Origin of the sequence: Nonomuraea sp. NPDC050404 (assembly GCF_040655495.1) — a bacterium.
In the GTDB taxonomy this organism is placed as follows: domain Bacteria; phylum Actinomycetota; class Actinomycetes; order Streptosporangiales; family Streptosporangiaceae; genus Nonomuraea.
The window spans coordinates 123,131-149,358 of the sequence record NZ_JBFAKB010000005.1; the positions used below are offsets into that span (position 1 = coordinate 123,131).

Annotated in this window: 34 protein-coding genes; 22 read left to right on the forward strand and 12 right to left on the reverse strand. The window is 68.5% G+C overall.

What is annotated here, in order from left to right; all coding sequences use genetic code 11:
• Window positions 1–29: 29 nt before the first annotated feature.
• Both AB0I81_RS14820 and AB0I81_RS14825 read left to right on the forward strand, forming a co-directional pair.
• Window positions 30–1,391 carry an FAD-dependent monooxygenase gene (locus AB0I81_RS14820; protein ID WP_360655849.1) on the forward strand — a complete coding sequence of 454 codons (1,362 nt, stop codon included), beginning with the start codon at window positions 30–32 and terminating at the stop codon, window positions 1,389–1,391.
• Window positions 1,392–1,421: 30 nt separating this feature from the next.
• Entirely contained in the window at window positions 1,422–1,613 is a 192-nt protein-coding gene (locus tag AB0I81_RS14825) for a hypothetical protein (protein WP_360655852.1), read from the forward strand.
• 2 nt (window positions 1,614–1,615) lie between these two features.
• Here the strand turns inward: AB0I81_RS14825 and AB0I81_RS14830 are convergent, their stop codons facing one another.
• Window positions 1,616–1,882 (reverse strand): GntR family transcriptional regulator, encoded by a 267-nt coding sequence (locus AB0I81_RS14830; protein ID WP_360655855.1) that lies wholly within the window; start codon window positions 1,880–1,882, stop codon window positions 1,616–1,618.
• Window positions 1,883–1,969: 87 nt separating this feature from the next.
• Between AB0I81_RS14830 and AB0I81_RS14835 the strand changes: the two genes are divergently transcribed.
• Window positions 1,970–2,179, forward strand: a complete 210-nt coding sequence (locus AB0I81_RS14835; RefSeq protein WP_360655858.1) for a hypothetical protein — start codon at window positions 1,970–1,972, stop codon at window positions 2,177–2,179.
• A complete protein-coding gene (locus AB0I81_RS14840; RefSeq protein WP_360655861.1) occupies window positions 2,176–2,463 on the forward strand; it encodes a hypothetical protein in 288 nt (95 codons plus the stop codon). Before AB0I81_RS14835 ends, AB0I81_RS14840 begins: the two co-directional genes overlap by 4 nt.
• On the opposite strand, the gene AB0I81_RS14845 is transcribed toward AB0I81_RS14840, so the two are convergent.
• Both AB0I81_RS14845 and AB0I81_RS14850 read right to left on the reverse strand, forming a co-directional pair.
• The gene (locus tag AB0I81_RS14845; RefSeq protein WP_360655864.1) at window positions 2,460–2,831 is read right to left on the reverse strand and encodes a hypothetical protein; all 372 of its coding nucleotides are present in this window, start codon (window positions 2,829–2,831) and stop codon (window positions 2,460–2,462) included. The genes AB0I81_RS14840 and AB0I81_RS14845 overlap by 4 nt on opposite strands.
• A gap of 74 nt (window positions 2,832–2,905) precedes the next feature.
• The gene (locus AB0I81_RS14850; protein WP_360655867.1) at window positions 2,906–3,262 is read right to left on the reverse strand and encodes a helix-turn-helix transcriptional regulator; all 357 of its coding nucleotides are present in this window, start codon (window positions 3,260–3,262) and stop codon (window positions 2,906–2,908) included.
• 158 nt (window positions 3,263–3,420) lie between these two features.
• Here AB0I81_RS14850 and AB0I81_RS14855 point away from each other — a divergent pair, with 158 nt between their 5' ends.
• From AB0I81_RS14855 to AB0I81_RS14900, 10 genes are all read left to right on the forward strand, one after another.
• Window positions 3,421–3,555, forward strand: coding sequence for a hypothetical protein (locus AB0I81_RS14855; RefSeq protein WP_360655870.1), 135 nt, complete (start codon window positions 3,421–3,423; stop codon window positions 3,553–3,555).
• Window positions 3,555–4,706, forward strand: a complete 1,152-nt coding sequence (locus tag AB0I81_RS14860; RefSeq protein ID WP_360655873.1) for a methyltransferase domain-containing protein — start codon at window positions 3,555–3,557, stop codon at window positions 4,704–4,706. Before AB0I81_RS14855 ends, AB0I81_RS14860 begins: the two co-directional genes overlap by 1 nt.
• A gap of 4 nt (window positions 4,707–4,710) precedes the next feature.
• A complete protein-coding gene (locus AB0I81_RS14865) occupies window positions 4,711–4,920 on the forward strand; it encodes a DUF433 domain-containing protein (protein WP_360655876.1) in 210 nt (69 codons plus the stop codon).
• A gap of 43 nt (window positions 4,921–4,963) precedes the next feature.
• Window positions 4,964–5,161 carry a hypothetical protein gene (locus AB0I81_RS14870; RefSeq protein WP_360655879.1) on the forward strand — a complete coding sequence of 66 codons (198 nt, stop codon included), beginning with the start codon at window positions 4,964–4,966 and terminating at the stop codon, window positions 5,159–5,161.
• Window positions 5,158–5,688: a DUF6879 family protein gene (locus AB0I81_RS14875; protein WP_360655882.1), complete on the forward strand. Its 531-nt coding sequence runs from the start codon at window positions 5,158–5,160 to the stop codon at window positions 5,686–5,688. The genes AB0I81_RS14870 and AB0I81_RS14875 overlap by 4 nt, the downstream gene beginning before the upstream one ends.
• Window positions 5,685–6,140: a Scr1 family TA system antitoxin-like transcriptional regulator gene (locus tag AB0I81_RS14880; RefSeq protein ID WP_360655885.1), complete on the forward strand. Its 456-nt coding sequence runs from the start codon at window positions 5,685–5,687 to the stop codon at window positions 6,138–6,140. Before AB0I81_RS14875 ends, AB0I81_RS14880 begins: the two co-directional genes overlap by 4 nt.
• An 8-nt stretch (window positions 6,141–6,148) precedes the next feature.
• Window positions 6,149–6,532, forward strand: coding sequence for a Scr1 family TA system antitoxin-like transcriptional regulator (locus AB0I81_RS14885; RefSeq protein WP_360655888.1), 384 nt, complete (start codon window positions 6,149–6,151; stop codon window positions 6,530–6,532).
• A gap of 139 nt (window positions 6,533–6,671) precedes the next feature.
• Window positions 6,672–6,806: a hypothetical protein gene (locus AB0I81_RS14890; protein WP_360655891.1), complete on the forward strand. Its 135-nt coding sequence runs from the start codon at window positions 6,672–6,674 to the stop codon at window positions 6,804–6,806.
• Window positions 6,803–7,969, forward strand: coding sequence for a methyltransferase domain-containing protein (locus AB0I81_RS14895; protein WP_360655894.1), 1,167 nt, complete (start codon window positions 6,803–6,805; stop codon window positions 7,967–7,969). Before AB0I81_RS14890 ends, AB0I81_RS14895 begins: the two co-directional genes overlap by 4 nt.
• A 130-nt stretch (window positions 7,970–8,099) precedes the next feature.
• The gene (locus AB0I81_RS14900; RefSeq protein ID WP_360655897.1) at window positions 8,100–9,044 is read left to right on the forward strand and encodes a hypothetical protein; all 945 of its coding nucleotides are present in this window, start codon (window positions 8,100–8,102) and stop codon (window positions 9,042–9,044) included.
• Here AB0I81_RS14900 and AB0I81_RS14905 read toward each other — a convergent pair.
• From AB0I81_RS14905 to AB0I81_RS14915, 3 genes are read right to left on the reverse strand one after another with little or no spacing between them, the layout of a single operon-like run.
• A complete protein-coding gene (locus AB0I81_RS14905; protein ID WP_360655900.1) occupies window positions 8,993–9,679 on the reverse strand; it encodes a hypothetical protein in 687 nt (228 codons plus the stop codon). The two genes, AB0I81_RS14900 and AB0I81_RS14905, sit on opposite strands and share 52 nt — an antisense overlap.
• 57 nt (window positions 9,680–9,736) lie before the next feature.
• Window positions 9,737–10,198 carry a PPOX class F420-dependent oxidoreductase gene (locus AB0I81_RS14910; RefSeq protein ID WP_360657176.1) on the reverse strand — a complete coding sequence of 154 codons (462 nt, stop codon included), beginning with the start codon at window positions 10,196–10,198 and terminating at the stop codon, window positions 9,737–9,739.
• 45 nt (window positions 10,199–10,243) lie between these two features.
• On the reverse strand, window positions 10,244–10,732 hold the full coding sequence (locus AB0I81_RS14915) for a GNAT family N-acetyltransferase (protein WP_360655903.1): 489 nt from the start codon (window positions 10,730–10,732) through the stop codon (window positions 10,244–10,246).
• Between the two features lie 119 nt (window positions 10,733–10,851).
• On the opposite strand from AB0I81_RS14915, the gene AB0I81_RS14920 reads away from it, so the two are divergent.
• Complete coding sequence (locus tag AB0I81_RS14920) at window positions 10,852–12,195, forward strand: acetamidase/formamidase family protein (protein WP_360655906.1); 1,344 nt, start codon at window positions 10,852–10,854, stop codon at window positions 12,193–12,195.
• Here AB0I81_RS14920 and AB0I81_RS14925 read toward each other — a convergent pair.
• Together AB0I81_RS14925 and AB0I81_RS14930 are read right to left on the reverse strand one after the other, a co-directional pair.
• Window positions 12,182–12,619 (reverse strand): anthrone oxygenase family protein, encoded by a 438-nt coding sequence (locus AB0I81_RS14925; protein ID WP_360655909.1) that lies wholly within the window; start codon window positions 12,617–12,619, stop codon window positions 12,182–12,184. The genes AB0I81_RS14920 and AB0I81_RS14925 overlap by 14 nt on opposite strands.
• A 68-nt stretch (window positions 12,620–12,687) precedes the next feature.
• Window positions 12,688–14,316, reverse strand: a complete 1,629-nt coding sequence (locus tag AB0I81_RS14930; RefSeq protein WP_360655912.1) for a helix-turn-helix domain-containing protein — start codon at window positions 14,314–14,316, stop codon at window positions 12,688–12,690.
• 230 nt (window positions 14,317–14,546) lie between these two features.
• On the opposite strand from AB0I81_RS14930, the gene AB0I81_RS14935 reads away from it, so the two are divergent.
• On the forward strand, window positions 14,547–14,948 hold the full coding sequence (locus tag AB0I81_RS14935; protein ID WP_360655915.1) for a RidA family protein: 402 nt from the start codon (window positions 14,547–14,549) through the stop codon (window positions 14,946–14,948).
• 6 nt (window positions 14,949–14,954) lie between these two features.
• Here AB0I81_RS14935 and AB0I81_RS14940 read toward each other — a convergent pair whose 3' ends face one another.
• Both AB0I81_RS14940 and AB0I81_RS14945 read right to left on the reverse strand, forming a co-directional pair.
• Window positions 14,955–16,535: an amidohydrolase gene (locus AB0I81_RS14940; RefSeq protein WP_360655918.1), complete on the reverse strand. Its 1,581-nt coding sequence runs from the start codon at window positions 16,533–16,535 to the stop codon at window positions 14,955–14,957.
• Window positions 16,532–17,857, reverse strand: coding sequence for a C1 family peptidase (locus AB0I81_RS14945; protein WP_360655921.1), 1,326 nt, complete (start codon window positions 17,855–17,857; stop codon window positions 16,532–16,534). Before AB0I81_RS14945 ends, AB0I81_RS14940 begins: the two co-directional genes overlap by 4 nt.
• A gap of 174 nt (window positions 17,858–18,031) precedes the next feature.
• Here AB0I81_RS14945 and AB0I81_RS14950 point away from each other — a divergent pair, with 174 nt between their 5' ends.
• The 6 genes from AB0I81_RS14950 (at window position 18,032) to AB0I81_RS14975 (ending at window position 25,064) form a co-directional block, all read left to right on the forward strand.
• Window positions 18,032–19,393: a M14 family zinc carboxypeptidase gene (locus AB0I81_RS14950; RefSeq protein WP_360655924.1), complete on the forward strand. Its 1,362-nt coding sequence runs from the start codon at window positions 18,032–18,034 to the stop codon at window positions 19,391–19,393.
• A gap of 182 nt (window positions 19,394–19,575) precedes the next feature.
• Entirely contained in the window at window positions 19,576–21,150 is a 1,575-nt protein-coding gene (locus tag AB0I81_RS14955) for an ABC transporter substrate-binding protein (RefSeq protein WP_360655927.1), read from the forward strand.
• Between the two features lies 1 nt (window position 21,151).
• Entirely contained in the window at window positions 21,152–22,090 is a 939-nt protein-coding gene (locus tag AB0I81_RS14960) for an ABC transporter permease (RefSeq protein ID WP_360655931.1), read from the forward strand.
• 1 nt (window position 22,091) lies between these two features.
• Window positions 22,092–22,901, forward strand: coding sequence for an ABC transporter permease (locus AB0I81_RS14965; RefSeq protein WP_360655934.1), 810 nt, complete (start codon window positions 22,092–22,094; stop codon window positions 22,899–22,901).
• Window positions 22,902–22,975: 74 nt separating this feature from the next.
• On the forward strand, window positions 22,976–24,256 hold the full coding sequence (locus tag AB0I81_RS14970) for a cytochrome P450 (RefSeq protein WP_360655937.1): 1,281 nt from the start codon (window positions 22,976–22,978) through the stop codon (window positions 24,254–24,256).
• A 169-nt stretch (window positions 24,257–24,425) separates the two neighbouring features.
• Window positions 24,426–25,064 carry a hypothetical protein gene (locus tag AB0I81_RS14975; RefSeq protein ID WP_360655940.1) on the forward strand — a complete coding sequence of 213 codons (639 nt, stop codon included), beginning with the start codon at window positions 24,426–24,428 and terminating at the stop codon, window positions 25,062–25,064.
• 36 nt (window positions 25,065–25,100) lie between these two features.
• Here AB0I81_RS14975 and AB0I81_RS14980 read toward each other — a convergent pair whose 3' ends face one another.
• Window positions 25,101–25,853, reverse strand: a complete 753-nt coding sequence (locus AB0I81_RS14980; RefSeq protein WP_360655943.1) for a DinB family protein — start codon at window positions 25,851–25,853, stop codon at window positions 25,101–25,103.
• Window positions 25,854–25,909: 56 nt separating this feature from the next.
• Entirely contained in the window at window positions 25,910–26,164 is a 255-nt protein-coding gene (locus tag AB0I81_RS14985) for a winged helix-turn-helix domain-containing protein (protein WP_360655946.1), read from the reverse strand.
• Window positions 26,165–26,228 lie beyond the last annotated feature (64 nt).

A 26,228-nucleotide genomic window follows, 5' to 3' on the forward strand; every position in this document is an offset into this window, starting at 1 on the left:
TGGCAGAGCCGCCTGGCACGGTCGGGTGCGTGAACGACAAAACGCACGTACTCATCGTCGGCGCCGGCCCGACCGGCCTCACCCTCGCCGTGGACCTGGCCCGCCGGGGCGTCGCCTGCCGCATCGTGGACCAGGCTCCGGAGCCGTCCGGCGGCTCCAAAGGCAAGGGTTTGCAGCCTCGTACGCTGGAGGTCTTCGACGATCTCGGAGTCGTCGGCCCGATCCTGGCGGCGGCGACGCCGTACCCGCCGGCTCGGTTGAAGGTGGGCAGGGTCCCCTTCTGGCAGGTGCGCATGCACAAACCGGTCGCGGCGACGTACCCGCTGGTGATGATGCACCCGCAGTGGCGTACCGAGGCGGTGCTGCGGGAGCGGCTGGCGGAGCTGGGCGGGAAGGTGGAGCAGGGCAGCACGTTGACCGGCTTCGAGCAGGACGCGGGCGGGGTCAGCGCGCGGCTGGGGACGGGCGAGACGGTGCGGGCGCGTTACCTGGTCGCGGCGGACGGCGGCAGGAGCACGGTGCGCAAGGCCCTCGGCGTCGGCTTCAGCGGGGAGACGCGCGAGGAGGAGCGGATGGTCCTGGGGGATGTGCGGGTCGAAGGGCTGGGGAGGGAGCACATCCACGTCTGGGTACGGCCGGGCAAGGGGATGGTGGCGCTGTACCCGATGGCCGGGACCGACACCTTCCAGTACCTCGCCTCCATCAAGCCGGGTCTCGCGCCGGACCTGACGCTGTCCGGTTTCCGGCGGGTCTTCGCGGAACGGTCGATGTTGCGCGGGGTGCGGCTGACCGAGTTGTTGTGGTCTTCGCTCTACCGGGTCAACATCCGCCTCGCCGAGCGGTATCGGGTCGGGCGGGTGTTCCTGGCCGGAGATGCCGCGCATGTGCATTCGCCGGCGGGCGGGCAGGGGCTCAACACCGGGGTGCAGGACGCGTACAACCTGGGGTGGAAGCTCGCGCGGGTGCTGGCGGGGGCGCCGGAAGAGCTGCTGGAGACGTACGAGGAGGAGCGGCGGCCGGTCGCGGCCCGGGTGCTCGGGCTCAGCTCGGACCTGCACGACAAAAGGTCCATGAAGCGGGACGAGGAGACCTACCAGTTGAGGCTCAGCTACCGGGGTGGCTCGCTGGCGCTGCGGGGTGGGGAACGGGTGCCGGACGGGCCGTTGCCGCTGGCCGACGGGACTTCGGCGCGCATGTTCGACCTGCTGCGGGGGCCGCACTTCACGCTGCTGTCGCCGGACCCCGCGCCTCGGGTGGGGCCTGAGGTGCGGGCTTATGCGCCTGCCTCGCCTTATGGCGGGGAACGGCACACCCTCATCCGGCCGGACGGGTACGTCGGGATCGCCACCTCTTCGGCCGAGGAATTGTCGGACTACCTGGCTATGGTGTGAAGCATTCGCCACTATCGAGGATGAGTTCGAATGAGCCAGACGATCACCTATGTCATCACCTACGAGCAGGAGAGGTGGGTTTCGCGCTGCCCGACGGGGGAGATCGAGGGCGTGGGTGTGGCCAGTTCGCTGTCGCAGATGCTGCGCGACCTGGCGGAGGTCCATGCCTGGACCTGGCCGGACAACACCCCGGGCGTCGAGTTCGCCTTCGGTGCGGGCTAGGTTCAGCCGTTTGGAGGTTGGTCGCCGGTGGGATCGGGCTCGGCGCGCTGGCCCACGAAGCTACCCAGGTGCGGAACCGTGTAGAGCAGTCCTTCTTCACGAAGGGCGCGCACTGCCTTGCGGGCCGTGTCACGGGCGACACCGAACTCTTGGACGAGTGAGAGCTCCGAGACCAGGTGCTTGGGCGGATAGGCGCCGGACTGGATGCGCTGCCGGATGACGTCCGCGATCTGCTGCCATCTCGGACGGTCTGGCTCGAACTCGAACATACCTCAACGATAGAAAGCCCTGCCGACCCATCTCCGACCGCCTACGTGGGTAGACAGGGGTAGACGTACAGCACTACTCTCAGCGGCATGTGCTACGACCTTGATGTGCTACGGGCGGCATTCCCCGGCTGGTCGGTCTTCCGCAGTGACGCGGGAGTGTTCTACGCGACCCGGCGCGGCATCCACCTCCGGGACACCGACATCGACAACGGCCTGCGTCAGACGATCAGCGCCGAAGACGCCCAGACCTTCGTATCCCTGCTCCGCGACCAGGGGGAACTGGCGGTGAATCCATGAACCCGCCACCCTCCCACTTCGACTACCACGGCCTCCACGTGGCTGTCCCGCAGGAGCAGGCCGTGCGGGTGCGGTGGGCGGAAAGCACGAAACGCGCCGCCCGAATCCGGATCAAGGAACACACCTGCTTCTGCACACACCCCACCTACGAGTTCTGTACAGCGGGCGGCCTGTGGTTCGTACGACGCCTCCCGGAAGAAGGCACCACCATGGAAAGCCCCTGGCTACCCGCCGACACCGCCCGCGCCCTGTGGCTGCGAATCGTGACCGGCCAGGCTTACTAGGAGACGGTGAAGCCGTTCGTAGCGTTACGGCAGAAGTCGCGGAAACGAGCCAGCCACTCCGCCGACACCGAGTAGTTGCGCGCGAGGTCGTCCCGGTGAAACTCGTACGTGTCCGGCTCCGTGGTAACCGACCCGTTGAGCAGCACCCGCCCCTCGGCCGGCACGGATGTCGTCAGGTAGCCATCCAGGAAGACGGCGATGCGCCGAGCCTCGTCGCCGGTCAGCTCGATTGCGCTGTTGAAGCCCAGCAAACCCGCCGTCTCCGCGTCCAGCACACCGGCCTCTTCCAGCAGCGCCAGCGTAGGTCGCCAGTTCCACGCGTTGACGTCCAGCGAACGACCGTCGGAGGTCTCCAGCGTCCAGGACACCGCGCAATCGTACAGCGCCGACCTTCGTGCAAGCCTGTCGGCGGCTGAAGACCACTACTGCGGAAGGCTACGGATCATGTGTTCGCGAGTTGTCGGTGATGCACCGTCAAAGGCTCGATTTCGGTGGTGTCATCGTCGATGACGAGTTCGACGCGGAACCGAACCCCCATTGCAGCGCCGAGGCGCAGCAGTGTCGCTATATCCGGAATGCCGCCACCACCCTCGATGCGGGACAGGGCGGGCTGGGACATCCCAGAGCGCTCCGCTACAACTTTCTGAGACAAGCCTCGGCGCCTGCGGATCTCACGCAACTGGTCTCCGACTTCCAGGTCGCGGCCCGCCTGCTCGTATTCGGGGTGGGGCTGTGCATCCGCTTCCATCTCGCGCAGACGCTTCGCCTTGTAGGTTTCCCAACGGCTGTGACCCATCATGCGCTCCTCTCGAACACGTGCGTGGTGCTTAGGTCGTGCTCTGCGGGCGCGGGGGCCGACACCGCGCCATCGTACCGAGTAGATGATTCTCGCTTGCAGGCAATCACATCGTGCTCGTACGGTTACGGTGAGCAATGGCATCGGGCGGGGAGAACGGCATGGGTGATCACAAAGGCGAGCCCACGGACCGGCCTTTCGACAAGGAAGAGGACGGAAAGAAGCAGGGCAGCACCCATGACCAGGCACCGGAGAGCCCCGGCGGCGCGCATGGCAAGGATGGGGACGAGAAGTAGTGGACGTGCCGGTCGGCTACATGGAGCGGCTTATCGCTGCCCTGGATCCCCATGGGTCGGGGGACCTCGCCGAGTGGGTCGGCGACGCAGTCCGCGCGGTGCCCCGCCACCAGTTCGTCCCGGATGTGGGCCTGATCGCCCCGAGGGACAGCGAGCCGTACCTGATCGACCGCGTCGCCGACCCCGCAGCCTGGTGGGATGTGGTCGGCTCGACGGCGGCCATCGTCACCCAGCTCGACGACGGCGCGACCCCCTTGACCGCGCTCACGGGCCACTACACGTCCTCATCCTCCTCGCCGGCCACGGTCGCGGACCTGCTCAACGTGCTCGCCCCCGAGCCGGGCATGCGGGTGCTGGACATCGGTACCGGAACCGGCTGGACGGCCGGGCTGCTGTCCCACGTCGCCGGACCGGATCGGGTCGTCTCGATCGACGTCGACCGGCGCGTGTCCGACCAGGCCGCCAAGAATCTCGCGGCGGTCGGTCTCCAGCCTCATCTGGTCGTCGGCGACGGCGCACGTGGCTGCCGGGACTTCGCGCCGTACGACCGCATCCACGTCACCTGCGGCATCCGCGATATCCCCTATGCCTGGGTCAAACAGTGCCGGCCGGGCGCGATCATCGTCCTGCCCTGGCATCCCGGCTTCGGCACCGGCCACTGCCTGCGCCTGGAGGTGCGGGCGGACGGTACGGCGCGGGGCCGGGTCGTCGGTTTTGCCGGGTACATGATGATGAGGGCGCAGCGGCTTCGTCCGGATGAGAGACCGGAGCGCGACGAGGAGCGGCGGCGGTACTGGACGGCTCTCGATCCGCGCGCACTCGACGCCCTGTCCGCGAGCGCGGACCTGGCCGTCTCCGCGCTGACCGGACTCTGCTCGCACACCGAATCGGGCGTGGACGAGGACGGCGAGTGGCTGTGCATGCGGGTGTCGGACCCGGCGGACCCTGGCTCGTGGGCCACTGTCATGCGGCGTCCGGGTCGCACCAGACATGTCGTCCAGCAGGCCGGCGATCGGCCGGTGTGGGATGAGGTACTGCGGGCGTACGTCCGGTGGGTTGAGCAGGGTGAGCCGTCCTGGAGCGACTTCGGCGTCACCGTCATGGCGGAGGGGACGCGCGTTTGGCTGCATTCGCCCGACAACGTCCTCTGAGAATATGCCGGACTTCGATCGCATCGACTCTCAGCCGGGCAAGCTCGAGGGCAAGCCCACTATCCGTGGTCTCCGTATCACGGTTGAGACGGTGGTACGGCTCGTCGCCGGTGGATGGACCTTTGACGAGATTCTCTCCGACTACCCGCATCTTGAGCGCGTGGACATCAAGCAGGCGCTTGAGTACGGGGGTCCGAATACCCATGGACGATGAGCGCAAGTCGAGAAATGCTAAGCAAACCGATCAAGGAGCGGCCATGCGCCTGCGATTCCTCGGAAGCAACAGCGAGCAAGGCACCTGTCCCGCCGTCTACGAGACGGATCGCGGCACGATCGCAGTCCAGGGAAAGGCGATCACCGACCCCGATGCCCTTGACGATGCCGTCAACCTGGCTCCCGACGAGATCATCGTCGAGATTCCCAAGGACCTCCTGCCACACTTTCCTCGGGGGTGACCGTGCTTCTGCCCGAGGCAGAGCTGGGCAACCTGCTCGCCACCTTCACCACCACCGCATTCCGGTTCGAAATCCGCGAGCGCTACAACAGCGCCGTGGGTGCCGAACCGTTCCGCAAGTGGCAGGCCGGCGAGTTGGACGACTACGCGTGGCATCGGTCTTGGATGGAAAAGATCAGCCGTGACGTCGCGTCAGGGAAGACCTGGCAGCGAGTCCGCATCGTGTCCGTGCCGCCGTCGGACTACACGAGGTACGGCATCAAGGTGGCTCAGCTCAGCGTGCGGGCCGGGGAGGACATTCGTTATTTTCGCCGTGACGTGGCCGCGCAACTTGGCCTCGACCCGTACGACGCGTGGCTGCTCGACGACTTCCGCCTGATCCGGTTGCACTTCGACGACGCCGACGACACGTTCGCCGGAGCCGAACTCGTCTCCGATCGCGAGGCCATCTCGCGTCACCGGGCGTGGCGTGACCTGGCCCTCAAGCACGCCAAGCCGCTGGATGAGTTCGTCGCGCATCTTCTGTGAATCAACCCCTCCTCGGCCGGCAGGCCGTTCAAGCGCTCGGTATCCGCCTGCGAGATTTGCGGCGCGATGCCGGGCTGACCGGTCGCGAACTCGCCGCCGCGTGTGGATGGGTGCCATCGAAGGTGTCGAAGATCGAGCTCGGGAAGCAGGTTCCCTCAGAGGACGACATCCGGGACTGGTGTGTTGCCTGCCAGTTCCCCAGCGAGATCAGTGACCTGATCGCGGCTGTCCGCTCGATTGACGCTCAGTACACGGACTGGAGGCGCTCCCTCAAGACCGGTACGCGGCGTCGTCAGCGCGCCAACATCGACGCGTACGAGAAGACGCAACTCATCCGGGCCTGGGAGCCCACAGTCATCCCCGGGTTGCTCCAGACGGCCCCGTACGCGCGTGGCATCCTGACGACGATCATCGATTTCACGGCATCCCTGACGACGTCGAAGAGGGTGTAGAGGCCCGGTTGGAAGCTCAACGGGTACTTGACCGCGCCCATCGCCGGTTCCTGTTCCTCCTCGGCGAAGCAGCGCTGTATACCGCCGTAGGCGACCGCGAAACGATGGCGGAGCAGCTACGCCGGCTACTGAATGCCACTCGTGCGCCGCGTCTCAGCCTCGGCATCGTGCCGCTGGCAACGCCGTACACGGTGCCGAGGAACAACGCGTTCACCATCTACGACAGCCGCATGGTGACCGTGGCGACGTACACCGCAGAGCTGACGCTGCGACAGCGCCACGAAGTCATGATCTATGAGAAGGCGTTCGATCGTCTGATGGCCTTGGCAGTGCGTGGCGAGGTTGCACGCCGCCTGATCAATCGCGCGCTTAGCGATCAAGTAGAAATCTGACGCAACTTCGTTGAGCTTCATGTTGCTCGGTTCGTAGCTTTGTGTGCATGGACGGTCACGGATCCGAACGCCTCTCCCCATGCTGGATGACAGGCGCCAGATCTCACCCCGGCCACCGCACCCACGAGAGGAGACGGCAGTGGGCCGACACGAGGACCCGAACAGCCCTAAGGGCAAGGAGGTCGATGGGACGGAAGGTGGCGCCGGCAGCACCAACGACCAGCAGCAGAAACCCCAGGGCGACCACGCCGACGGAAAAGGCAAGGGGAAGTGAGCGCCACGCCCGAGCGGCTCGCGCGACTGATCGCCGCCCTCGACCCTGAGGGATCCGGAGACATCGCCGAGCCCATCGCGGACGCCGTCCGTACCGTGCCTCGTCACCTGTTCATTCCCAACCTGGGCCTGGTCGTCGAGGAGGAAGGGTCACCGTACCTGATCGACCGCGACGCCGACCCCGTCACCTGGTGGGACACCGTCTACTCGCCCAGCATCATCGTCACCCAGCTCGACGACGGTGCGACCGGTCTCGACGAGTTGCGGGGCCACTCCACATCGTCTGCGTCCGCGCCCAGCACGGTCGCGGATCTGCTCAACCATCTGGCGCCCGAGCCCGGCCACCGGGTGCTGGAGATCGGCACGGGTACCGGCTACACCGCCGCGCTGCTGTCCCATCTCGTCGGAGATCAAGGGGAGGTGACCTCCATCGAGGTGGACGCGGCGGTCGCTGAGCAGGCGGCGAAGAATCTTGCCGCGTCCGGGGCCCAGCCGCGACTGCTCGTCGGCGACGGCGCGCTCGGCTGCACCGATGGGGAGCCGTACGACCGAGTTCACGTCACCTGCGGCATTCGCACGATCCCATATGCTTGGGTGGAGCAGACTCGCCCCGGCGGCGTGATCGTGTTGCCGTGGCATCCCGGGTATGGCACCAGCCACGCCCTACGCCTGGAGGTGCAGGACGATGGGACTGCGATCGGGCGAGTGGTCGGGTACGCCGGATACATGATGATGCGATCCCAGCGTCCGGAGCCGGGTGAAAACCCGCCTTCGGGGCAGGAGCGGCGGCACTATCGCACGGCCCTCGATCCACGGGCGCTGGACCGACTCGGCGCGGGCGCGGACCTGGCCATCGGTGCGCTGACGGGTCTGCGCTCGAACACCACCGAAGGTGCCGATGAGGACGGCCAGTACGTGCGCATGTGGGTTTACGATCCGAACGACGGCGGCCGCTCGTGGGCGGTGGCCACGTGGAGGCCCGAGAGTGTGGATCACGGGGTCCAGCAGGTGGGCGACCGGCCCGTGTGGGATGAGGTGGTCCAGGCGTACGCGCAGTGGGTGAGTCGGGGCGAGCCGCACTGGCGGCGGTTCGGTGTGACGGTCGCACCGGAGGGACAGCGGGTGTGGCTGGATACGCCGGAACAGGTGCTGGTCAGCACCTGAGTCCTGAGGGGGCGCGCGGCCGGGTCTCCGCCGGGTCGTGCGTTACCTCGTGTTCGTGTGCTGTTCGCCTTTGCGTCATGGGGCTTCCTCATGATCGAGGGCACGCCTTCGACGAGCCCTCGGAGATGCCTTGATCGCCTTACTGCGCGTTCTGCTCGTGTCCGCGATGACCCTCCTCGCTCTTCCCGCCTTGCCCGCGCAGGCCGCGGCGCCGGCTGGTATGCACCGGTTCGTGGTCGCCATCGGCGGGTTGAAGACCAGTTCCCGCGAGAACTGGGTACGCCTGGCCACCTACAGCCTCACCGCCGACGGGAAAGCCTACGAGTCGCATTTCCACTGGTCGCAGCGGGTCCGCGTGTCCCGCAGCTACACGGGTGTCACCGGGGCCGGGTGTGGGGCGCGGGCGTGTCAGGTGCAGACGGGGAACGGGTTCCAGGCGACCAGTTTTCCCAAGGAACTCAGCGGTACGTACACGGTCACCGGGTCTGTGTTGCGGATCTCCTGGACCGGGAACGGGTGGGAGGAGTGGACGGTCAGTGAGCCGATTCCGGGGCAACTGGCCAAGCTGACGTATCGGGGGAGTTCGTTCGGGGCGACGCATGGTTACGGGTACGGGAGCAACGCCACCTGGGTGACGCGCGCGTCTATGGCCCAGATTGCCGCCTTCGATCACGCCCGGCTGAAGCACGATTACCACCTGTGGAAGACCGACGCGGGCACGCCGTACCTGGATGAAGGGGCGGGGGAGCCGTTCTGGATGCGGGATTGGCAGCGGTGTTCGAGTGGACGGTGTCTGGGTGGTGTGACGACGGGCACCGACTACTACCTGGCCACGGCGAACGCCACCTCGACCGACCGCAGGGACACGATCTGGCATTGGCGGCGTTCGCTGGCCGATGGGCGGGGTGAGCACTGTTACACCGGGAACTCGCACGTCAAGCCGATGTTGCAGATCATCGACAACTCGGGCGGGTTCCATGGGTGGGTGGCGGTGGAGGCGTCGCTCAACCAGACGTCGCCGGCTCAGGGCACCTCGGCGGATGACATCGGGGTCTTCGAGATCAGCGAGTTCTGAGCTCGTACCAGCGCGATTCCGTACACGGCGATCCAGACCACCCACAGCAGCCACCCGGCGAGACCGATCAGCCCGAGCGGGCCCTCCGACCGCATGACCAGGTGAGCCAGGGTGGCCGAGGTGAACTGGAGTGCCGCCGCCAGGAAGCCGAGCGTGCCGTGCCACGGGCGGATGAAGCCGGTGCGCAGGCCGGCGACCGACAGGCCGACCAGGGCGATGGCGAGGAAGGTGCCGTTGAGGGTGAAGAAGCCGTCGTGCAGGGCCCAGAGCGCGGCGGTGCCGTCGGGGGCGGTTCTGGCCAGGGCGAGGCGGGTCGCGATGATGCCGGTGAAGGTGAGGTTCTGCATGAGCAGGCCGGCGAAGCCCACCAGCGACCACGCCTCGCCGCGCTCGCGTTCCGGCGGCCACAGTACGGCGACCGCGCCCGCCCCGAACAGGGTGGCCAGCATCCAGACGGCGGGCGTGAACGCGGAGGCCAGGCCGACGATGCCGCCGTTCGCCGCGTAGAACGCGTTGACCTCGTCGATCGGCGCGCCGGTGAGTGGCAGGCCCGCCGGGACCATGATCAGGTTGGCGCCCACGATCGTGGCGGCGAAGCCGATGGCGGCGATGCCGGTGATCCGGGAGAAGCGCATAACGAAGCTCCTTTACGTGGCCTATATCCAATATAAGCCACGTAAAGTTAAAGCGCGTCAGGCCAGGCGTGCCGGGAAACCGCCGGTCGCGATCGGTCCCCAACGGTCGATGTGCAGGCGGATCAGCGACTTGTCCTGGTGGCGCATGGCCTCCCGGTACTCGTCCCAGTCGGGGTGCTCGCCGGCGATGCACCGGTAGTAATCCACCAGCCCCTCCAGCGCCTCCGGCATGTCCAGCACCTCGGCATGCCCGTCCACCTGCACATACGGGCCGTTCCAGTCATCGGACAACACGCACATCGACACGCGGTCGTCACGCCGGACGTTGATCGCCTTGACGCGGTCGGGGTAGGTGGACACCACGATCCGCCCGTCGTCGTCAACGCCGCACGCGACGGGTGAGAGCTGGGGACGGCCGTCGGCGCGGGTGGTGGACAGCAGGCCGTGGTGCCGGGGACGCAGGAAGTCGAGCAGTTCGGGCAGTTCGACGCGGCGCGCGGTCGCGATGTTCGGAGCCATCTCGATATTGCCTTTCAAGGTCAGACTGTTGCTCCGATCCTTTCACTAACGCTGGAGCAGCAGCCCCATGTAGTACTCGTCCACGCGGTGGCCGTCCACGTCCAGCGCGGAGCGGCGTAGTCCCTCCACCTGGTAGCCGCACGACAGGTACAACCCGAGCGCTCGCCGGTTGTGGCTCATTACGGTGAGTTCCAGTCGCGCCATCCCGGCCGTCCGTGCCTCCTGGGTGGCCGAGTCCAGCAGGCGCCGTCCGAGTCCCTGCCCGCCGTAGGCGGCGCGGACTCCCATCACGACATATCCGGTACGGCGGGCGCGGGCGTAGGGCAGCACCTCCACCTCCACATACCCGGCCGCTTCGGTCGGCGTCATCGCCAGCAGCCGGAAGGACGGCTCACCCAAAAACCCTGGTGACGGGTCGCGCTCGCCGGGCTCCAGCAGCATGAAGCTGGACTCCTCATCCAGCGCCAGTTGCAGGTCGAGCAGGGCGGCGGAGTCCTCGGGCGTGGCGCGGCGAAGGGCGATCGCGTCGATCATGTCGATGAGCCTGAAGCCGTGGTCCGCGCACGGTCAAGTCCGTGCCGAAAACTCCGGGAAACACGGGCGAAACGGTCGTGATCGAGGATCGGCGTCACAACGCTTGCTAGGAGAAGATCATGACTACGCCGAAGAGCCCGGGCGAGATGCGAGAGACCCTGATCGCGAAACTCGGACGACGGAACTTCCTGCGGGTGGCGGCGGCCCTGAGCGGGGGCGCGGGCGTCACCCTGGCCGCCGGCACCCGGCCCGCATCGGCCCTGCCCCGTGAGATCCTGCACTCCGGCAAGGGCCCGATCCACGGCAGGCACTACCTCCCGTCCACGCCCGACCAGGTCAGATGGGGGTACGTCCCGTCCCTGACCAGCGAACCGGTCCTGCGGATGAGGTCGGGCGAGACGGTCACCGTCGATTCGGTCTCGCACGAGGGCATCCTGGAGGACCAGGGCCGCGACCCCGTCGCGTACTTCGCCGGACACGGCGTGCCCCGCGCGAACGTGCTCCAGGACGCCATCGCGATCGCCCGCGACTACTCCCGCACCCCGCGCGACTTCGACCGCGACGGCCCCCACGTCGTGACGGGCCCGATCCACGTGGACGGTGCGCGGCCGGGTGACGTGCTCAAGGTCGAGATGCTCTCGATGTTGCCGCGCGTGCCGTACGGGGTCGTCTCCAGCCGTCACGGCAAGGGCGCGCTGGCCAGGCAGGCGGGCGGCGGCGCGCCCGACGGCATCACATTGGAGGAGGTCATGCCGCCCGTGGCCACCGACGGGCGGCCCACCGGCGACCCGATGAAGTACGGCAACGTGTCGGTGTTCACGCCGGTACGCCGGGGGCGCAAGGGTGTGGCGAGCGGGGTTATGAAGCGCGGCAGGCGTGAGGTGACGTTCCCGCTGAACCCGTTCATGGGGATGATGGGTGTCGCCTTCGCGGAGGCCGGCGAACTGACGGACCCCGCGCTGAACTCCGTCCCGCCCACTCTCGGCGGCGGCAACATCGACATTCATCATCTTGGCGTGGGCGCCACCTTCTACCTGCCGGTGTTCGCGGAGGGCGCGTTGTTCTACACCGGCGACCCGCACCACGCGATGGGCGGCGGCGAGGTGGCGCTGACCGCGATGGAGGGGTCGTTGCGCGCCACGTTCCGCCTCACCGTGTGCAAGAAGGGCGACGCCCCCTCGGTGGCCTTCCGCTACCCGTTCGCGGAGACGCGGGACGCCTGGTTGCCGATCGGCCTGTCCGACCCCGACGGATCCAGGAACGGCCAGGGGAGCGACCTCGACGTCGCCATGCGCCGTGCGGTCGTCAACGCTCTCGACTTCCTGGAGCACGACCAGGGGATGGAGCGCGCCGTGGCCTACGCCTACCTGTCCGCCGCGACGAACTTCGAGGTGTCCCAGGTGGTGGACAGGACCACGGGCGTGCACGGCGTCATACTCAAGGAACACTTCACAGCCCCGTGAGCCCCACCCCGACCAGGACGAGCCCGGCGGCGCACGCCACGGTGCGCAGCGTGTTGAAGGCGGTCCACCTGGGCGAATAGTCCTTGAACGTCATGTTCCCGGCGAGCAGCGCGTTGTTCATCGGCACGTTGATCGCCACGGTCACCAGGAACGAGCCGACGAAGTTGACCCCGGCGGCGGCGAAGAACCAGAGGGAAGCGGGAGCGGGCGCGAGGAACCCGGCGACCAGGGCGGCGATCGGAGAGCCGAGGAACACCAGGTACAGCCAGGGGTTGAGGATCTTGCGGTTGATGCTGCGCATGGCCTCTTCGGCCTGGGCGGGCTCGATGGCGTTGAGGCCGGGCATGACGGACATGGAGAAGGTGTAGAACAGGCCCGTGAGGGCGCCGTGCAGCAGGAGCGTGATGAGAGCGAGGATTAACATGCCCCTATCGTGACGCCGGACGCATGAGACGGTCCATGGCCATGACGCTCGATGCCATAAGTGAGCGTCTACTGTCGCAATTGCAGCAGCCGCAGTTGCAGCCAGGTGGCCAGCAGATGGTCGGGGCCGCTCAGGTCGATGCCGAACATCTCCTGCGCCCTGCGTACCCGGTAGCGGACCGTGTTCTCGTGAATGACCAGCTCACTGGCCACCCGCAGGCTGTCGCCGAGCGCGCCGAAGTAGGCCAGCAACGTCTGCGCGTACGCGGTGCCGTGCAGCGCGTCGTGCTCGACCAGCGCCGTGACGGGCTTGAGCCGCAGCTCCTCGACCAGTTCGGGCAGGTCGGCCAGCGCGTGCAGCAGGATCTGGCTGCGTACCCGCTCGACGTCGGCCACCCCGCCCCCGGACGCGGACAGCACCCGCAGCACCCGGTCGGCCATCCGCCGCGACGTCGCGACCTCGGCCAGGCCGTTCGCGGGTGAGCCGATCGCGACCAGCACGTCCATGCCGGTGGAGCGGCGGATCGTCGAGGAGAGGTCGTCGGCCAGCTTCATCAGGCGGGCGCTGGGCTCGGCCGCGCCGTCGGTGGGCAGCAGCGCGTAGACGGTTCCGGAGTCGGCCACGCAGGTGGCGCTGGAGTGCCAGGACTCGCAGTAGAGGTTGACCAGGTCCACGATGCGGGCCGCGCCGAGCAGCGGTTCGAGCTGCCGGTCGGCGAGGGTGACGGCGAGCACGACGGTGGGCGCGTCGGCGCGGATGGCCAGGCGGGTGGCCATCGAGCGCGGGTCGCGTGAGCCGTTGAGCAGGGTGCGCAGCGCGTCGCAGCGGGCGGCCCGCTCGGGGTCGGCCTGCGTACGCGTGCGCAGCAGGTGCAGCGCCGCCGACCGGCCCGCGTCCTCCAGCACCTCGGCGGCCTCCTCGACCAGCGGCGGCCGGTCGCTGATCACCCAGATCGTGCCCAGCACCTGGTTGCCCGCCCTGATCGCGATGCCCAGCCGTTCGGCGTACTCGGGCCGTTCCGGCATGACGTGCACCGCGCCCTCACCGCCCAGCACCTGCTGGTAGGCGTTGCCGGTGCTCGGATAGACCGGCGCCTGCCTGCCCAGGATGCCCATCCGCCGCGCGGAGTCGATCTCCTGGCCGGGCAGGTTGGAGTAGGCCAGCACCTGGCCGCCGGTGTCCTCGATGGACACCGCCCCGCCGACCGCCGAGGCGATCGCGTTGGACAGCGCGAACAGGTCGCCCGCCACCACCTCCGCGAACCGGCCGCCCAGCGCGCCGGCCGCCGCGATGGACCGGCTCGCGGTCAGCAACGCGTCGAGCTGGCGCCAGGTCATCTCGTTCGGGGTACGCAGCAGGGCCACGCCGACCTCGCCCGCCGTCACGGCCAGCGCGTCGAGGTTGTCGCCGAAGTCCTTCACCACGACCGCGCGGTAGCCGGACCTGCCGGCCTGCCGGATCGTCTCGTGCACCGGGCCGAGCGGCGCGCCGCTGCCGGTGAGCAGGAGCAGCGGCGCGGTCGCGGTGGGGAGGGGCTCGCCGGGGCCGCTCACCACGATCTCGCCGATGCGCGCCTCCAGCCGGCCCGCGTCGGTGACCAGGCGCAGCGCGTGTGAGCCGAGTGTGTCCAGGATCGTGGACAAGGTGGGACCTGGTGCCGGTTCCATCTCCTTCGCCCAGAAAACCGCGTGATCCATCTGCATAGGGTACGGGCTGTGCGAGGGGACAATCCGGGCGGGGCGGGGTGATGCCGTCCGGCATTTCCGCAGGTAGGGCTCACTTGCCGGACTCGGCGATGTGAACGCGTAACCCTGTGGTCCGGCCCTGGCAGGCGCATCGGCCGAAAAGGTGGAGCTACATTGATCTCTCAGCGGCCGGACCGACCTGACGAAGACTGGACCGGCCTGACGAAGAGAGGAAGCACCAATTGGCGCTGGAATCCATCAATCCTGAGGAGATAGAGCCGCCGGTGACCTACAGTCACGTCATTATCGCCACCGGCACTCGAATGGTTTTCATCGCAGGTCAGGTGGCCGAGGACAAACAAGGCAACATCATTGGGCACGGCGATATGACGGCTCAGGCCCACCAGGTTTTCACCAACATCGGCCACGCGCTCGCCGCCGCCGGCGCCCGGCCCGACCAGGTGACCAAGCTGACAATCTTCGTCGCCGGCTACAGGCGTGAACACCTCGCGCAGATCGAGCAGGGCAGAGTCGCGTTGTTCGGCGACCACAAGCCGACCGACACGCTGGTGGGAGTCGCCGCGCTGTCCAGGCCGGAGTATCTCCTCGAAGTCGACGCCGTCGCGGTCATCGACGACGTCTGACCGATTCTAAGGCTGTGTCCAGCCGAACTCGCCGTCCACGGCCGTGCCCAGCACCGGGATGGCGGCGATCTCGGACACGTCGGTGTCGAGGGGGTTGCGGCCGAGCACGCAGAAGTCGGCGTAGAAGTCGGGCGCGATCCGGCCGAGCACCCGCTCCTTGCGGGTGATCCACGCGCCGTGCACGGTGAACGCCTCCAGCGCCTCCTGTACGGTGACCCGCTCGCCGGGACACAACTCCCGGCCGGAGTCGGAGCGGCGTTCGGCCAACGCCTGTACGGCCCGCAGCGGATTTCCGGGCAGTGGCCGGTCGGTGCTGCCGACCAGCCGGACCCCGGCGTCCAGCAGCGAACGCCCCCGGTAGAGCCACGAAGCCCGGGAAGGCCCGAGCAGTTCGGTGTAGCGGTCGCCGAAGTCCCACAGGAAGGACGGCTGGGTGACCACAGAGACGCCCAGCTCCGCGATCGCGGCGAGGTGGTCGGGCCTGATCGCGCCGCCGTGCTCGATGCGGTGGCGCGCGTCGGGGCGCGGCAGCTCCCGCTGCGCCCTGGTGAACGCATCGACGGCCAGGTCCATGGCCGCGTCGCCGATGGCGTGCACGGCCATCTGCCATCCGGCCAGGTGACCGTCCACGATCGCGTCCCGCATCGCGGCGGGGTCGGCGCGCCACGTGCCGGTGCCGTCCAGGCCCGTGAACGGCTCGGTCATCCTGGCGGTGCCCACGCTCATGCCGCCGTCGAGCACCACCTTCTGCCCCGCCAGGAACAGCCGGTCGGAGCCGAACCCGCTGCGCAGCCCCAGGTCGATGCCCCGGCGGTAACGGTCGTCGCGGTGCACGGGCAACTCGCGCAGCACGTCCATGCTGGGCATCAGGCCCATGCGCACCGGCAGCCGCCCGGAAAGGTGCAGGTCCAGGTAGGCCGCGCCGTCCACAGCGCTCAGGCTGCCGACCTCGCCGCCGTTGCCGGCGTCCACGCAGAAGGTCACGCCCTGCCCGCGCGCCTCCCACGCCGCCGCCACGATGATCTCGCTCAGCTCGTCGTTCGCGTACGGCAGGCGCTGCCGCCGTACGAGATTCTGCTCCAGCTCCTCCAGCAGCCCGGACGCCAACCTGAGACGCAGCTCCCGGTCGGGCTCGTCGGCGAGGACCGAGGCCGAGACGACGGAGGCGTGGCAGGAGATGTGCCGCACCCACACCTTCCTGCCGCCGCCGGCCACCTCCAGCTCGGCGGCGTTCAGGTGCCGGCCGATGGCCGCCTGGTCGTAGCCGCTGACCTCGATCCAGGCGTCCCCCGGCCGGTCCGCCGCCGCCTTGGCGATCAGGTCGAGTGCGGCCTGCGGGGTGCGGCAGGCGCCGATGTTCACCGCCGCCATGGCCTGACCGCGCAGCTCCAGGTGGGTGTGGGCGTCCACGAGGCCGGGCAGCAGGCAGGCGCCGCCCGCGTCGAGGCGTTCTGCGGCGTCCCAGCCGTCGAGGTCGTCGTCGAGGCCGATGATCCTGCCGTTCCTGACGCCCACCCGGTTCGCGCGGGGGCGGGCGGGGTCCATGGTCAGGATGTCGGCGTTTTCCACCAGGAGGTCGAGCCTCATGCCAGGGCGCCCATCGGGTCCCAGGCCGGCAGCACGAGAGGCGCGGTGTCCAGGGCGGCGAGCAGTTCGGGGGAGAGGCGGTCCTTGCGTACGACGACCTCGAAGACGTACTCGTCGAACCACGAGTCGTTCATCGTGTAGAAGCCGCCGTCGCCCTTCTTGGTGCCCCAGCTGTTCTCGACCCGCCAGCGCCTGGGCGCGCCGTCCACCACGTGCACGCCGGTGAAGAGCATCGCGTGCGTCATCAGCGAGTCGTGGTAACGGACCCTGGCCTCCTTGTCCAGGTCGTGGCGCGTGCCGTAGACGCCGTCGTAGTCGTACAGCCGGGCGTCCCAGATGCCCAGCTCGCCGTCGGACTGCTGGCCGGTGTCGCAGCCGAACCAGACCGGCTCCCCGTCCACGATCGTCTCCATGGCCAGCCGTTTGGCGGTGGCGATGTCCACGTTCAGGTAGAGCACGGGGTCGCCCTCGATGACGTTGCCGAGGTGCTCGACGGTCAGGGTGGCGTTCTTGGGGTGCTCGGGGCGGGGGTCGTCCACGAGGCACACGTACGCGGACAGGTCGAGCTCCACGTACCTGGCCATGAACTCCTGCGGCGTCAGCTCGCCGTCACTGTGGAACTGCTTGTCGCGGTCCGTCCACTCCCAGGTGAAGGAGTCCGGCGGGGTGCCGAGATGGATGTTCAGGATGGTGTGCACCTCGGCCAGCACCTCCGTCTTGACCTCGCGCAGCCGATCGGCGGCTCCTGCCGCGGATAGTTCGCGCAGCCGCTTGGCGCCGTGGCGCAGGGCCACGCGCAGCCGCCGGTTCATCTTCGCGCTGTCGGAGGACGACTGCGTCTCCGGCATGACGGACTTGGGCACCACGCCGTGCTTGGCGAACACGCTGACCGCCATGTTCCACTGGCCGCCGTCGTTGACCGGCATGCCCAGCAGGAAGGCCACGATCCGGTCGTCGATCGGCCGCTCGGCGGTGGCGATGATGGATTCGAGGAAGTAGTTCGCCCGTTCCAGCTTGTCCCAGTACATCGCGTGGGCCTGCGAGAACTCGAAGTCCTTGACCCCCAGCCGGTCCGCCGTGCCCGGCCGCATCAGGTTCAGCGCGGCGAACAACCAGCAGCGGCCGGTCTTCTTCTGGTCGGTCGCCTTCCAGTCGTCGATCCGGTGCGACATGGTCGGCCCGACTCCGACCGCCACCGAGTGGTCCAGCGCCACCTGGTCCACGCTCACGTTGGCGATCGCGTTCTGCATGCGCTTGAGCTGCGGATCGGCCGCGAATCGGCGTGCGAAGGCGGCCAGATCGGAAGGGGAGATCGAGGACATGTACTGAACAGTAATCAGCGTTCCCGCACCACGCACATGTGGTCGCAGGACAGGAACCCCTCTCCGATTTGTTCACCGGGACAAGACGATCGTCGTTAGCTGGTGGCGATCGCTCTGGCCCAAAGCGGTCCGGGACCCGCAAACTTGGAGGTAGGAAAAGGGAGGAAACGCGCAGTGCTACCCGAATGGCTGGAAAGCGAGCTCGACCTGGTTCCGGACTTCGACGCCTTCGCCGGCGTGGACGAGCTGGAGGACCTGCTGGAAACGCTCGCGTCGGAGTACCCGGACGTGGCGGAGCTGCGGGAGGTCGGTCGCTCCAGGGAGGGCAGCAGGCTGCTGTGCCTGACCGTCGGCCCGCCCGGCGCCCCCGACGCGCTGGTCTTCGGCCTGCCGCACCCCAACGAGCCGATCGGCGGGCTGACCGCCGTGCACCTGGCCAGGCGGTTGTGCCAGGACGCCGGGCTGCGGGAACGGCTCGGCCACCGCTGGCACGTCATCGCCTGCATCGACCCCGACGGGCTGCGGCTGAACGAGGGCTGGCTGCGCGGCCCGTTCACCCGCGAGCACTACGCGCGCCACTTCTACCGGCCGGCCGGCGGCGACCAGATCGAGTGGACGTTCCCGCTGGACTACAAGGACGCCCGCTTCGACACGCCGCTGCCGGAGACGCGGGCGCTGATGGAGCTGATCGACGAGCACCGGCCCGCGCTGGTCTGCTCCCTGCACAACAGCGAACTGGGCGGCGTCTACTACTACATCAGCCGTCAGGAGAGCGCGCTGTTCCCGGTGCTGCAGGCGGTGCCGGAGCGCCTCGGCCTGCCCCTGCACCGCGGCGAGCCCGAGGCGCCGCACATCGTGCGGCTGGACGACGGCGTCTTCCAGACCGGGTCGGTACGGCGGGCCTACGACCGGATGATCGCGATGGGGCAGAAGTGGAGCGGCGACTCCGGTGACAACACCGCCTCCTACGCCGGCCGGCACGGCTCGCTCACGCTGATCAGCGAGCTGCCGTACTGGATCGACCCGACGGCCGACGATTCCACCCCGACCACCACGTCCTACGCCGACGCGCTGGCGGCCAAGGCCGAGGCGGTGGCCGAGCTGGCCGTACTGCTCAACGAGAGCCTCGACGCGGTCGGAGATCACCTGATCCTGGCCGGCTCGCCGTTCTGGCGGGCCACCCGGTTCTTCGCCCGCATCATGGTCAGGGCCGCGGAGACCACGGCGGCGCGCGCCCGCATGCCCGAGTCGGACAGGCCCGCGACGGTCGCCGAGGTCAGCTCGCTGATCGGCGACGGGCACAGCTTCCGGCTGCGGTACGGCGGGATCCTGCTGCGCGGGCTCGACGCCGAGCTGGCCGCGGGCAACCAGGCGGCCGTCATCGGCCGTACGCGGGAGCTGGTCGCGGAGCGGTACGAGCACTGGCTGGCCACCGACTCGGCCGCCGAGCACGAGGTCATCCCGATCAGGTCACTGGTGGCCACCCAGTATTCGGCCACGATCGCCGCCGCGGCCCACCTGGCGTCCCGTCTGTAAAGCCGCGGACCGTCTGTAAAGCCGCGGGCCGCCTGTAGGGCTGCGGGCCGCCTAACGTCCCGTCTGTAAATCTGCACAAGGGACCCCGGCCGAATTTACCCTCGCCGACAAAGCCCCGATCATCCCGGACGGCCAGGATGAACAGCCATACCCGCAGGTTGTCCAACTCCGGAGGCTATCGGATGAGACGTGTCACCTTTGGGCTGCTGGCGGTCTCCCTCGGCGTGCTCAGCGGATGCGGCGGCGCGGGAGCGGTGGATGCCGACTCCTACGTCGCCGCCGTGCCGGCCTCCATGGTCGAGAACATGCTGCCGGGGGCCAGCCAGGCCAGCAACGTGGACTACGCGTTGTTCACCCCGCTGACCAGGATCGACACGAAGACCGGGCAGGTTCAGAACGCCGTCGCCGCCTCGATCGAGAGCACCGACCAGAAGGTCTGGACGATCAAGATCGCCGACGGGTGGACCTTCCACGACGGCAGCCCGGTCACCGCGCAGTCCTTCGCCGACTCCTGGAACGTGACGGCGCTCGGCTCCAACGCGCTGACCGGCAACGCGCTCATGTCCGTCTTCGAGGGGTACGACGAGCTCAACCCCGAGTCGGGCACCGCCAAGGCCACCACGTTGTCGGGCGTGAAGGTGGTGGACGACAAGACCCTCGAAGTCACGCTCAACGAGCCCAACAGCATGTTGCCGTACACGCTGACCTCCAGCGCCTTCGCCCCCATCCCGGCCGGCGCCGCCAAGGACATCAAGGCGTTCGCCACCCACCCGATCGGCAACGGCCCCTTCAAGGCCCGCGACGGCGGCTGGGAGGTCGGCGCGCAGGACGTCTACCTCGACCGGTACGACAAGTACGCGGGCCCCGACAAGGCCGCGTCCCCGTCGGTGAACCTGCGCGTCTACCAGAACAACCGCACCTACTACACGGATTTGCAGGCCGGCCAGGTGGACGTCGCCCTGGTGGAGGGCGAGGACCTGGTCAGCGCCAAGGGCAACGACGCGGTCTCGACCGTGGACGTCAGCCTGCCCGCCGTCGTCTACCTCGCGCTGCCCGTCTACGACAAGCGGCTGACCCCCGACATCCGCAAGGCCATCTCGATGGCCATCGACCGCGAGGCCATCGTCTCCTCCCTGCTGTCCGGCACCGCCGAGGCGGCCAAGTCGCTGGCGCCCACCGTGCTCACCGGCGCGGACCAGGTGACCTGCGAGGCGTGCGCGTTCGACCCGGCCAGGGCCAAGGACCTGCTGGCCAAGGCGGGCGGCTGGAGCGGCGAGCTGAACCTGCAGAGCTACCAGGGCGGAAACAACGACAAGGTCCTCGAGGCGGTCGCGAACCAGCTGCGCACCAACCTCGGCATCCAGGACGTCTCCTTCGACACGATCGAGATCTCCCAGCTCTGGACCGGGCTGCGGGCCAAGAAGGCGAAGGGGCCGGCGCTGCTGTACTCGGGCGTCCCGTACCCGCACGTCTACGCCATGGCCAACGCGTTGTTCACCGCGGGCGCGCCGCTGAACGCCTCCAGGTACGACAACTCCTCCTTCGGCGAGACCCTGGCCAAGGCGGCCTCGGCCGCGAAGCCGGAGGACGCCGTGAAGTACGCCGCCCAGGCCGCCAGCGCCGCGCTCGCCGAGATGCCGATCGCGCCGTTGTACTACCCCAAGGCCGGGCTCGTGCACAGCGACCGGGTCTCCGGCGTGAGCGCGGAAGTGCTCGGCGGCGCGCACCTGTCCGGCATCAAGGTGCAGGCCGGGTAGCGTGCTGGGTTATCTCGTCCGCCGCCTGGCCGGCATGGTCCCCATCCTGATCGGGACCACGTTCCTCATCTTCGCCGCCGTGTACGCCCTGCCCGGCGACCCCATCCTGGCCCTGGCGGGCCCCGACCAGGTGGTGTCGGAGTCGATGCGGGCCGAACTGTCGGCCAGGTACGGCCTGGACCAGCCGCTGCTGATGCAGTACTGGAACTACCTGAGCGGATTGTTCGTCGGCGACTTCGGCATCGATCTGCGGGGCGTCGAGGTCTCCACGCTGATCTCGCGCGCCTGGCCGTACACGGTCGTGCTGGGGCTCACCGCGTGGGCGATCATGGCGGTGGCCGGGGTGGCGCTGGGCACGCTGGCCGGGATGCGCGCCGGCGGCCCGGCCGACTGGACCGTGCTCGGCACCACGACGCTGCTGGTGGGCGTCCCGTACTTCGTCGTCGCCTACGTCTCCCAGATCGTCTTCGGCCTGCAACTCGGCTGGTTGCCCACCTCGGGCGTGCGGGCCGGCTGGCCCATCTCCTACCTGCTCCCCGCCACCTGCATGGCGATGCTCGCGATCCCCGAGCTGGCCCGTCTGACCAGGACGAGCATCGCCGAGAACCGCAGCGCGGACTACGTCAGCACCGCCGTCGCCAAGGGCCTGTCCCGCCGCCGCGTCGCCCTGCGCCACGTGCTGCGCAACTCCCTGGTCCCGGTCGTGTCCGTGCTCGGGCTCAGCCTCGGCGGCCTGCTCGGCGGCAGCGTGCTGACCGAGGGGATCTTCAACATCCCCGGCCTCGGCCACCTCATGTTCACCGCGATCAACCAGCACAACGGCCCGGTCATCGTCGGCGTCGGCACGCTGCTGGTCCTGGTCTTCCTCGCGGTCAACCTGATCATCGACCTCCTGTACGGCCTCCTGGACCCGAGGATCAGCCTTGCCCGGCAAAATTAGTGTGCGCCTCGCCCTCCCGTCGGCGCTCGTGGGCCTCATCCTCCTCGTCGCCGCCTTCCCCGGCCTGTTCGCCGGCCTGTTCGGCAACGGCGACCCGCGGGTGTGCGACCTGCGCCTGGGCAAGCAGGGACCGACGGCCGGCCATCCGTTCGGCTTCGACATCCAGGGCTGCGACCTGTACGCCAACGTCGTGTACGGCGCCCGCTCCTCGGTGCTGATCGGCCTGATGGTCACGCTCGGCTGCGTGCTGATCGCGATGGTGCTCGGCGTCGTGTCCGCGTACTACAAGGGCTGGGTCGACATGCTGATCGGCCGCCTGATGGACGTCATCTTCGGCTTCCCCGCACTGGTCGGCATGATCGTCATCCTGACCACCGTCCAGCGGCGCGACGCCCTCACCGTGTCCGGGGTGCTGATCCTGTTCACCTGGCCCGGCGCCACCCGCCTCATGCGCGCCAGCGCGCTGAGCTGCGTCGACCTCGACTACGTACGCGCCGCCGTGGCGCTGGGGGCCGGCCCGGTGCGGGTGATGACGCGGCACGTGCTGCCCAACTCACTGGCCCCGCTGCTGGCCGTCACCAGCCTGAACGTCGGGGTCGTCATCACGGCCGAATCCGCGCTGACCTTCCTCGGGGTCGGCCTGAAGACGCCGGCCATCTCGTGGGGCGTGCAGCTCAACGTGGCCCAGGACTCCTTCCTCAACCACCCGCACCTGCTGCTGTTCCCCTCGTTGTTCCTGTCCGTGACGGTCCTGGGCTTCGTGCTGCTGGGCGACGCCGTACGACACCGCCTCGACCCCAAGTCCCGCTGACCGTACGACACCGCCTCGACCCCGAGTCCCGCCTGAGGCTTGCCAACGGCAGGCGATCAGGAGACGGTGACGACGTGCGCGACATCCCGGGACCTCCTGCCCAGTCCGACGGCGGTCTGAGCGCCATCGCCGACGCCGGCGGCCTGCACACCTACCAGCTCCACCTGCACGAAACCTACGGCCCGCTGGTCCGCTTCCAACTCCCCGGTGCTTCGTCGGCGATCTCGGTGGCCGACCCCGTGCTCCTGGAGGCCACCGCCGCGACCAACAAGCGCCCGGACAAGTTGTTCGAGTTCCTGGCCCCCCTGTGCGAGGCCGGCAACCTCCAGACCCTCCCCGCCGACGAACACGCCCCGTTCCGCCGCGCCCTCCTGTCCGTGCTCGCCGGCCGCCCCTCCCACGAGGCCCACTTCCCCGCCTTCACCACCCTGGCCACGGACCTGGCCGACCGCTGGGCCGGCCACGCCGGCCCGGTCGCGTTGCAGCAGGACCTGAGTGAGTTGTCGCTGCGCATGATCTGCCAGTACGCCCTCGGCGGCGGCATCGACGACCCCTCCCGCGTGGTGAGCGCGTTCGAGACCGTCCTGACCGTCTATTTGGGCCGCCTGTACAAACACGAGGACGACCTGGAACGGGCGGGGCGGGCGCTGGCCTACCTGCGCGAGGTCGTGGACGGCGTGCTGGCCGCCGACGGCAGCGAACTGGTGACCGCCCTGGTCAAGGCCGGCCTGAGCCCCGCCCGCGTCCGCGACTCCGTCCTGATGATCATGCTCGCCGCCCACCACACGACCGGCGTCGCCGTCTCCTGGACCCTCCACCTCCTGTCCCGCCACCCCGCCCACGCGGTTCGGGTGACCGAGGAGGTGGACGCCGTCCTGGGCGACCGGCCCACGCCGTCATACGCCGACCTCAGGCGCCTGCCGTACCTGGAGATGGCCCTGAAGGAGTCGATGCGCCTCTACCCGCCGGGTCCGTACGGCGCTCGCGAGACCACCGAAGACCTCACCCTGGCCGGCCACCCCATCCCAGCCGGAACCACCATCTTCTACCCCTTCTGGGCCATCCACCTGAACCCGGCCTACTGGCCAGACCCCCTCACCTTCCTCCCCGACCGCTTCACCCCCGCAGAGCAGGCCAAACGACCCCGCTACGCCTACGTCCCCTTCGGCCTGGGCCCGCGCAACTGCGAGGGTGCCTCCCTGGCCATGATCGAGGCCGAACTGGTGCTCGCCGTACTACTCAAGAGGTTCCACTTCGACCCGGTCGCCCACCACCCCGTGACACCGGTGGAACGCTTCGTCCTTTGGGCCGAGCACGACATCCACATGCACCTGACCGCCCGCCACGCTGCCTGATCTCAGGCAAGCGCCGGATCTTTGCCTGACTGACGCCGTAGAGTGCCTTCTGCCCCCGAACATGGCTGTGCCCCGGCTGCGTGCGATGCAGAGGCAGAACCGGGGCTTATGACTTCGACGGTACCACGCGCGGGCGCACTGCCACGATCAGGTTGGAAGGACGCCCCCGATGGAAGAAGCCGAGGCCAAACGGCTGTGCACCCTTCTCTCGCCCCTGCGCCTGGCCGACTACGAGCTACGGTGTGGCGGCGATCCGATCGCCGCACTGCGTCTGCACTGCTGGAACACCGAGATCAGCGAGGCGTTCTACGGTCCCCTGCAGTATCTGGAGGTGGCCATGCGCGGCTGCATGACCCGGGAGCTCACCAGCTATTTCGGACGCGCAGACTGGTGGAACGATCCACGACCTCAGCTCACCTATGGGGGGCGTCAGCGCATCGACGAAGCCGTACAGCAGATCCAGCGCATCGGCTTGTCTCCCACGCCGCACATGGTGGCCGAAGAACTCGCGTTCGGCTTCTACGTCTCCTTGCTTGGGTCAGGCCGTGGTTACGACCAACGGTTGTGGCGTACTGCGCTGTACCGAGCATTTCCCGGCTATCGCGGGCGTCGGCAGGGCCTGCACCGTCAGGTCGACCATCTAAGGATCTTTCGCAACAAAATTGCTTACCATGGATCGATCCATCATCGTCACCTAGTCGCCGACCATGACGCGATTCTGCTGTGTTTGGGCTACATCGACGCAGGTTTGGCGGCCACGGTGCAGCGGCACAGTCGGGTGCCCGAGGTGCTCGGCCGACGCCCCTGACCGCAGCTTTCCGGTTCTCTTCCACGTGAGCAGAGTTCAGGTGGCGGCGAGCGCGGCGAGGTCGCGTTCCATGTAGCGGCGGTGTTCGCACTCTTCGCCCATCACCACCCGCAGGCACTCGCCGACCGAACGCGGCTGCTCGGGATACCCGGGCGCGGGAGGGCGGGTGCAGGGGCGGGCGAGTTCGGCGTCGGTGAGGTCATCGACCACGCCGCGCACCAGGGCCAGCCGACCGGCGCGCACCTCCATCACCTCCCCGTACGTCGGGCGGGCGGCGAGGTCCATGCCGAGTTCGGACGCCTTCGTGGGCGGATAGGCGGTGTGGGTGAGGCCAAAAGGGTGGAAGGGCAGCGGCTCGTCGAAGATCGTTCGGCTCACCCAGGCGTCGGTGGCGAAGACGAGGTGGCGCAGGGTCTCGACGAAGGACCATTCGTCGTCGAAGCGTTCGTGGCGGCGGGCCTCCGGGAGACGCTCGGCGCGGGCGACCGTTTCGGCCCAGAGCCGTTCGACCGTGGCCCACATCGCGCGGAAGTCGTCCGGCGTACGCATCTCGCGCAGTTGTACGCGCTCAGGGTTCCGCCGGTCCAGTTCCGCCTCGACATAGGGGGTGACGTCCACGTCGTTGACGATGAAGTTGCCCACGATGCCGGACACGTTGACGTCGACGAGAAAGGAGTCGACGACCTTCAGCCCGGTCAGGTCGCAGTCGCGGAACTTGGCCCCGGCGAGGCTGGAGCTGGTGAAGCTGGCCTCGCGGAAGGCGTCGGTGTTGTCGTAGTGGGCGGCCATCGCGCCATTGTTCCCCATCGGCCGTGAAAGCCCCAGGGCCCTGACCCGATGAGGAGTTACGGCTCTTCGGGCCACTTCTCCTGGGGAGCCACGAACGTGCCTCTGCCCTGGATCGTGACCACCCAGCCTTGCTCGCGCAGGAGTTCCATGGCACGCCTGACGGAACCACGAGCGATGCCGTGCTCCTGTTGGAGCGAGCTTTCGGAGGGCACGAGCTGCCGCTCCCGCAGGTCCCCTCCCTTGATCTTTTCGCGGATGATGCGTGCCAACTGCTCGAAGATCGGCGTCGGGTCTAGCTGGTCGACTATCACAAGAGAGACGTTAAAGACGAGCAGTCATAGCATTAACGTTGGGTATGTGCTAGACGGGCTAGAC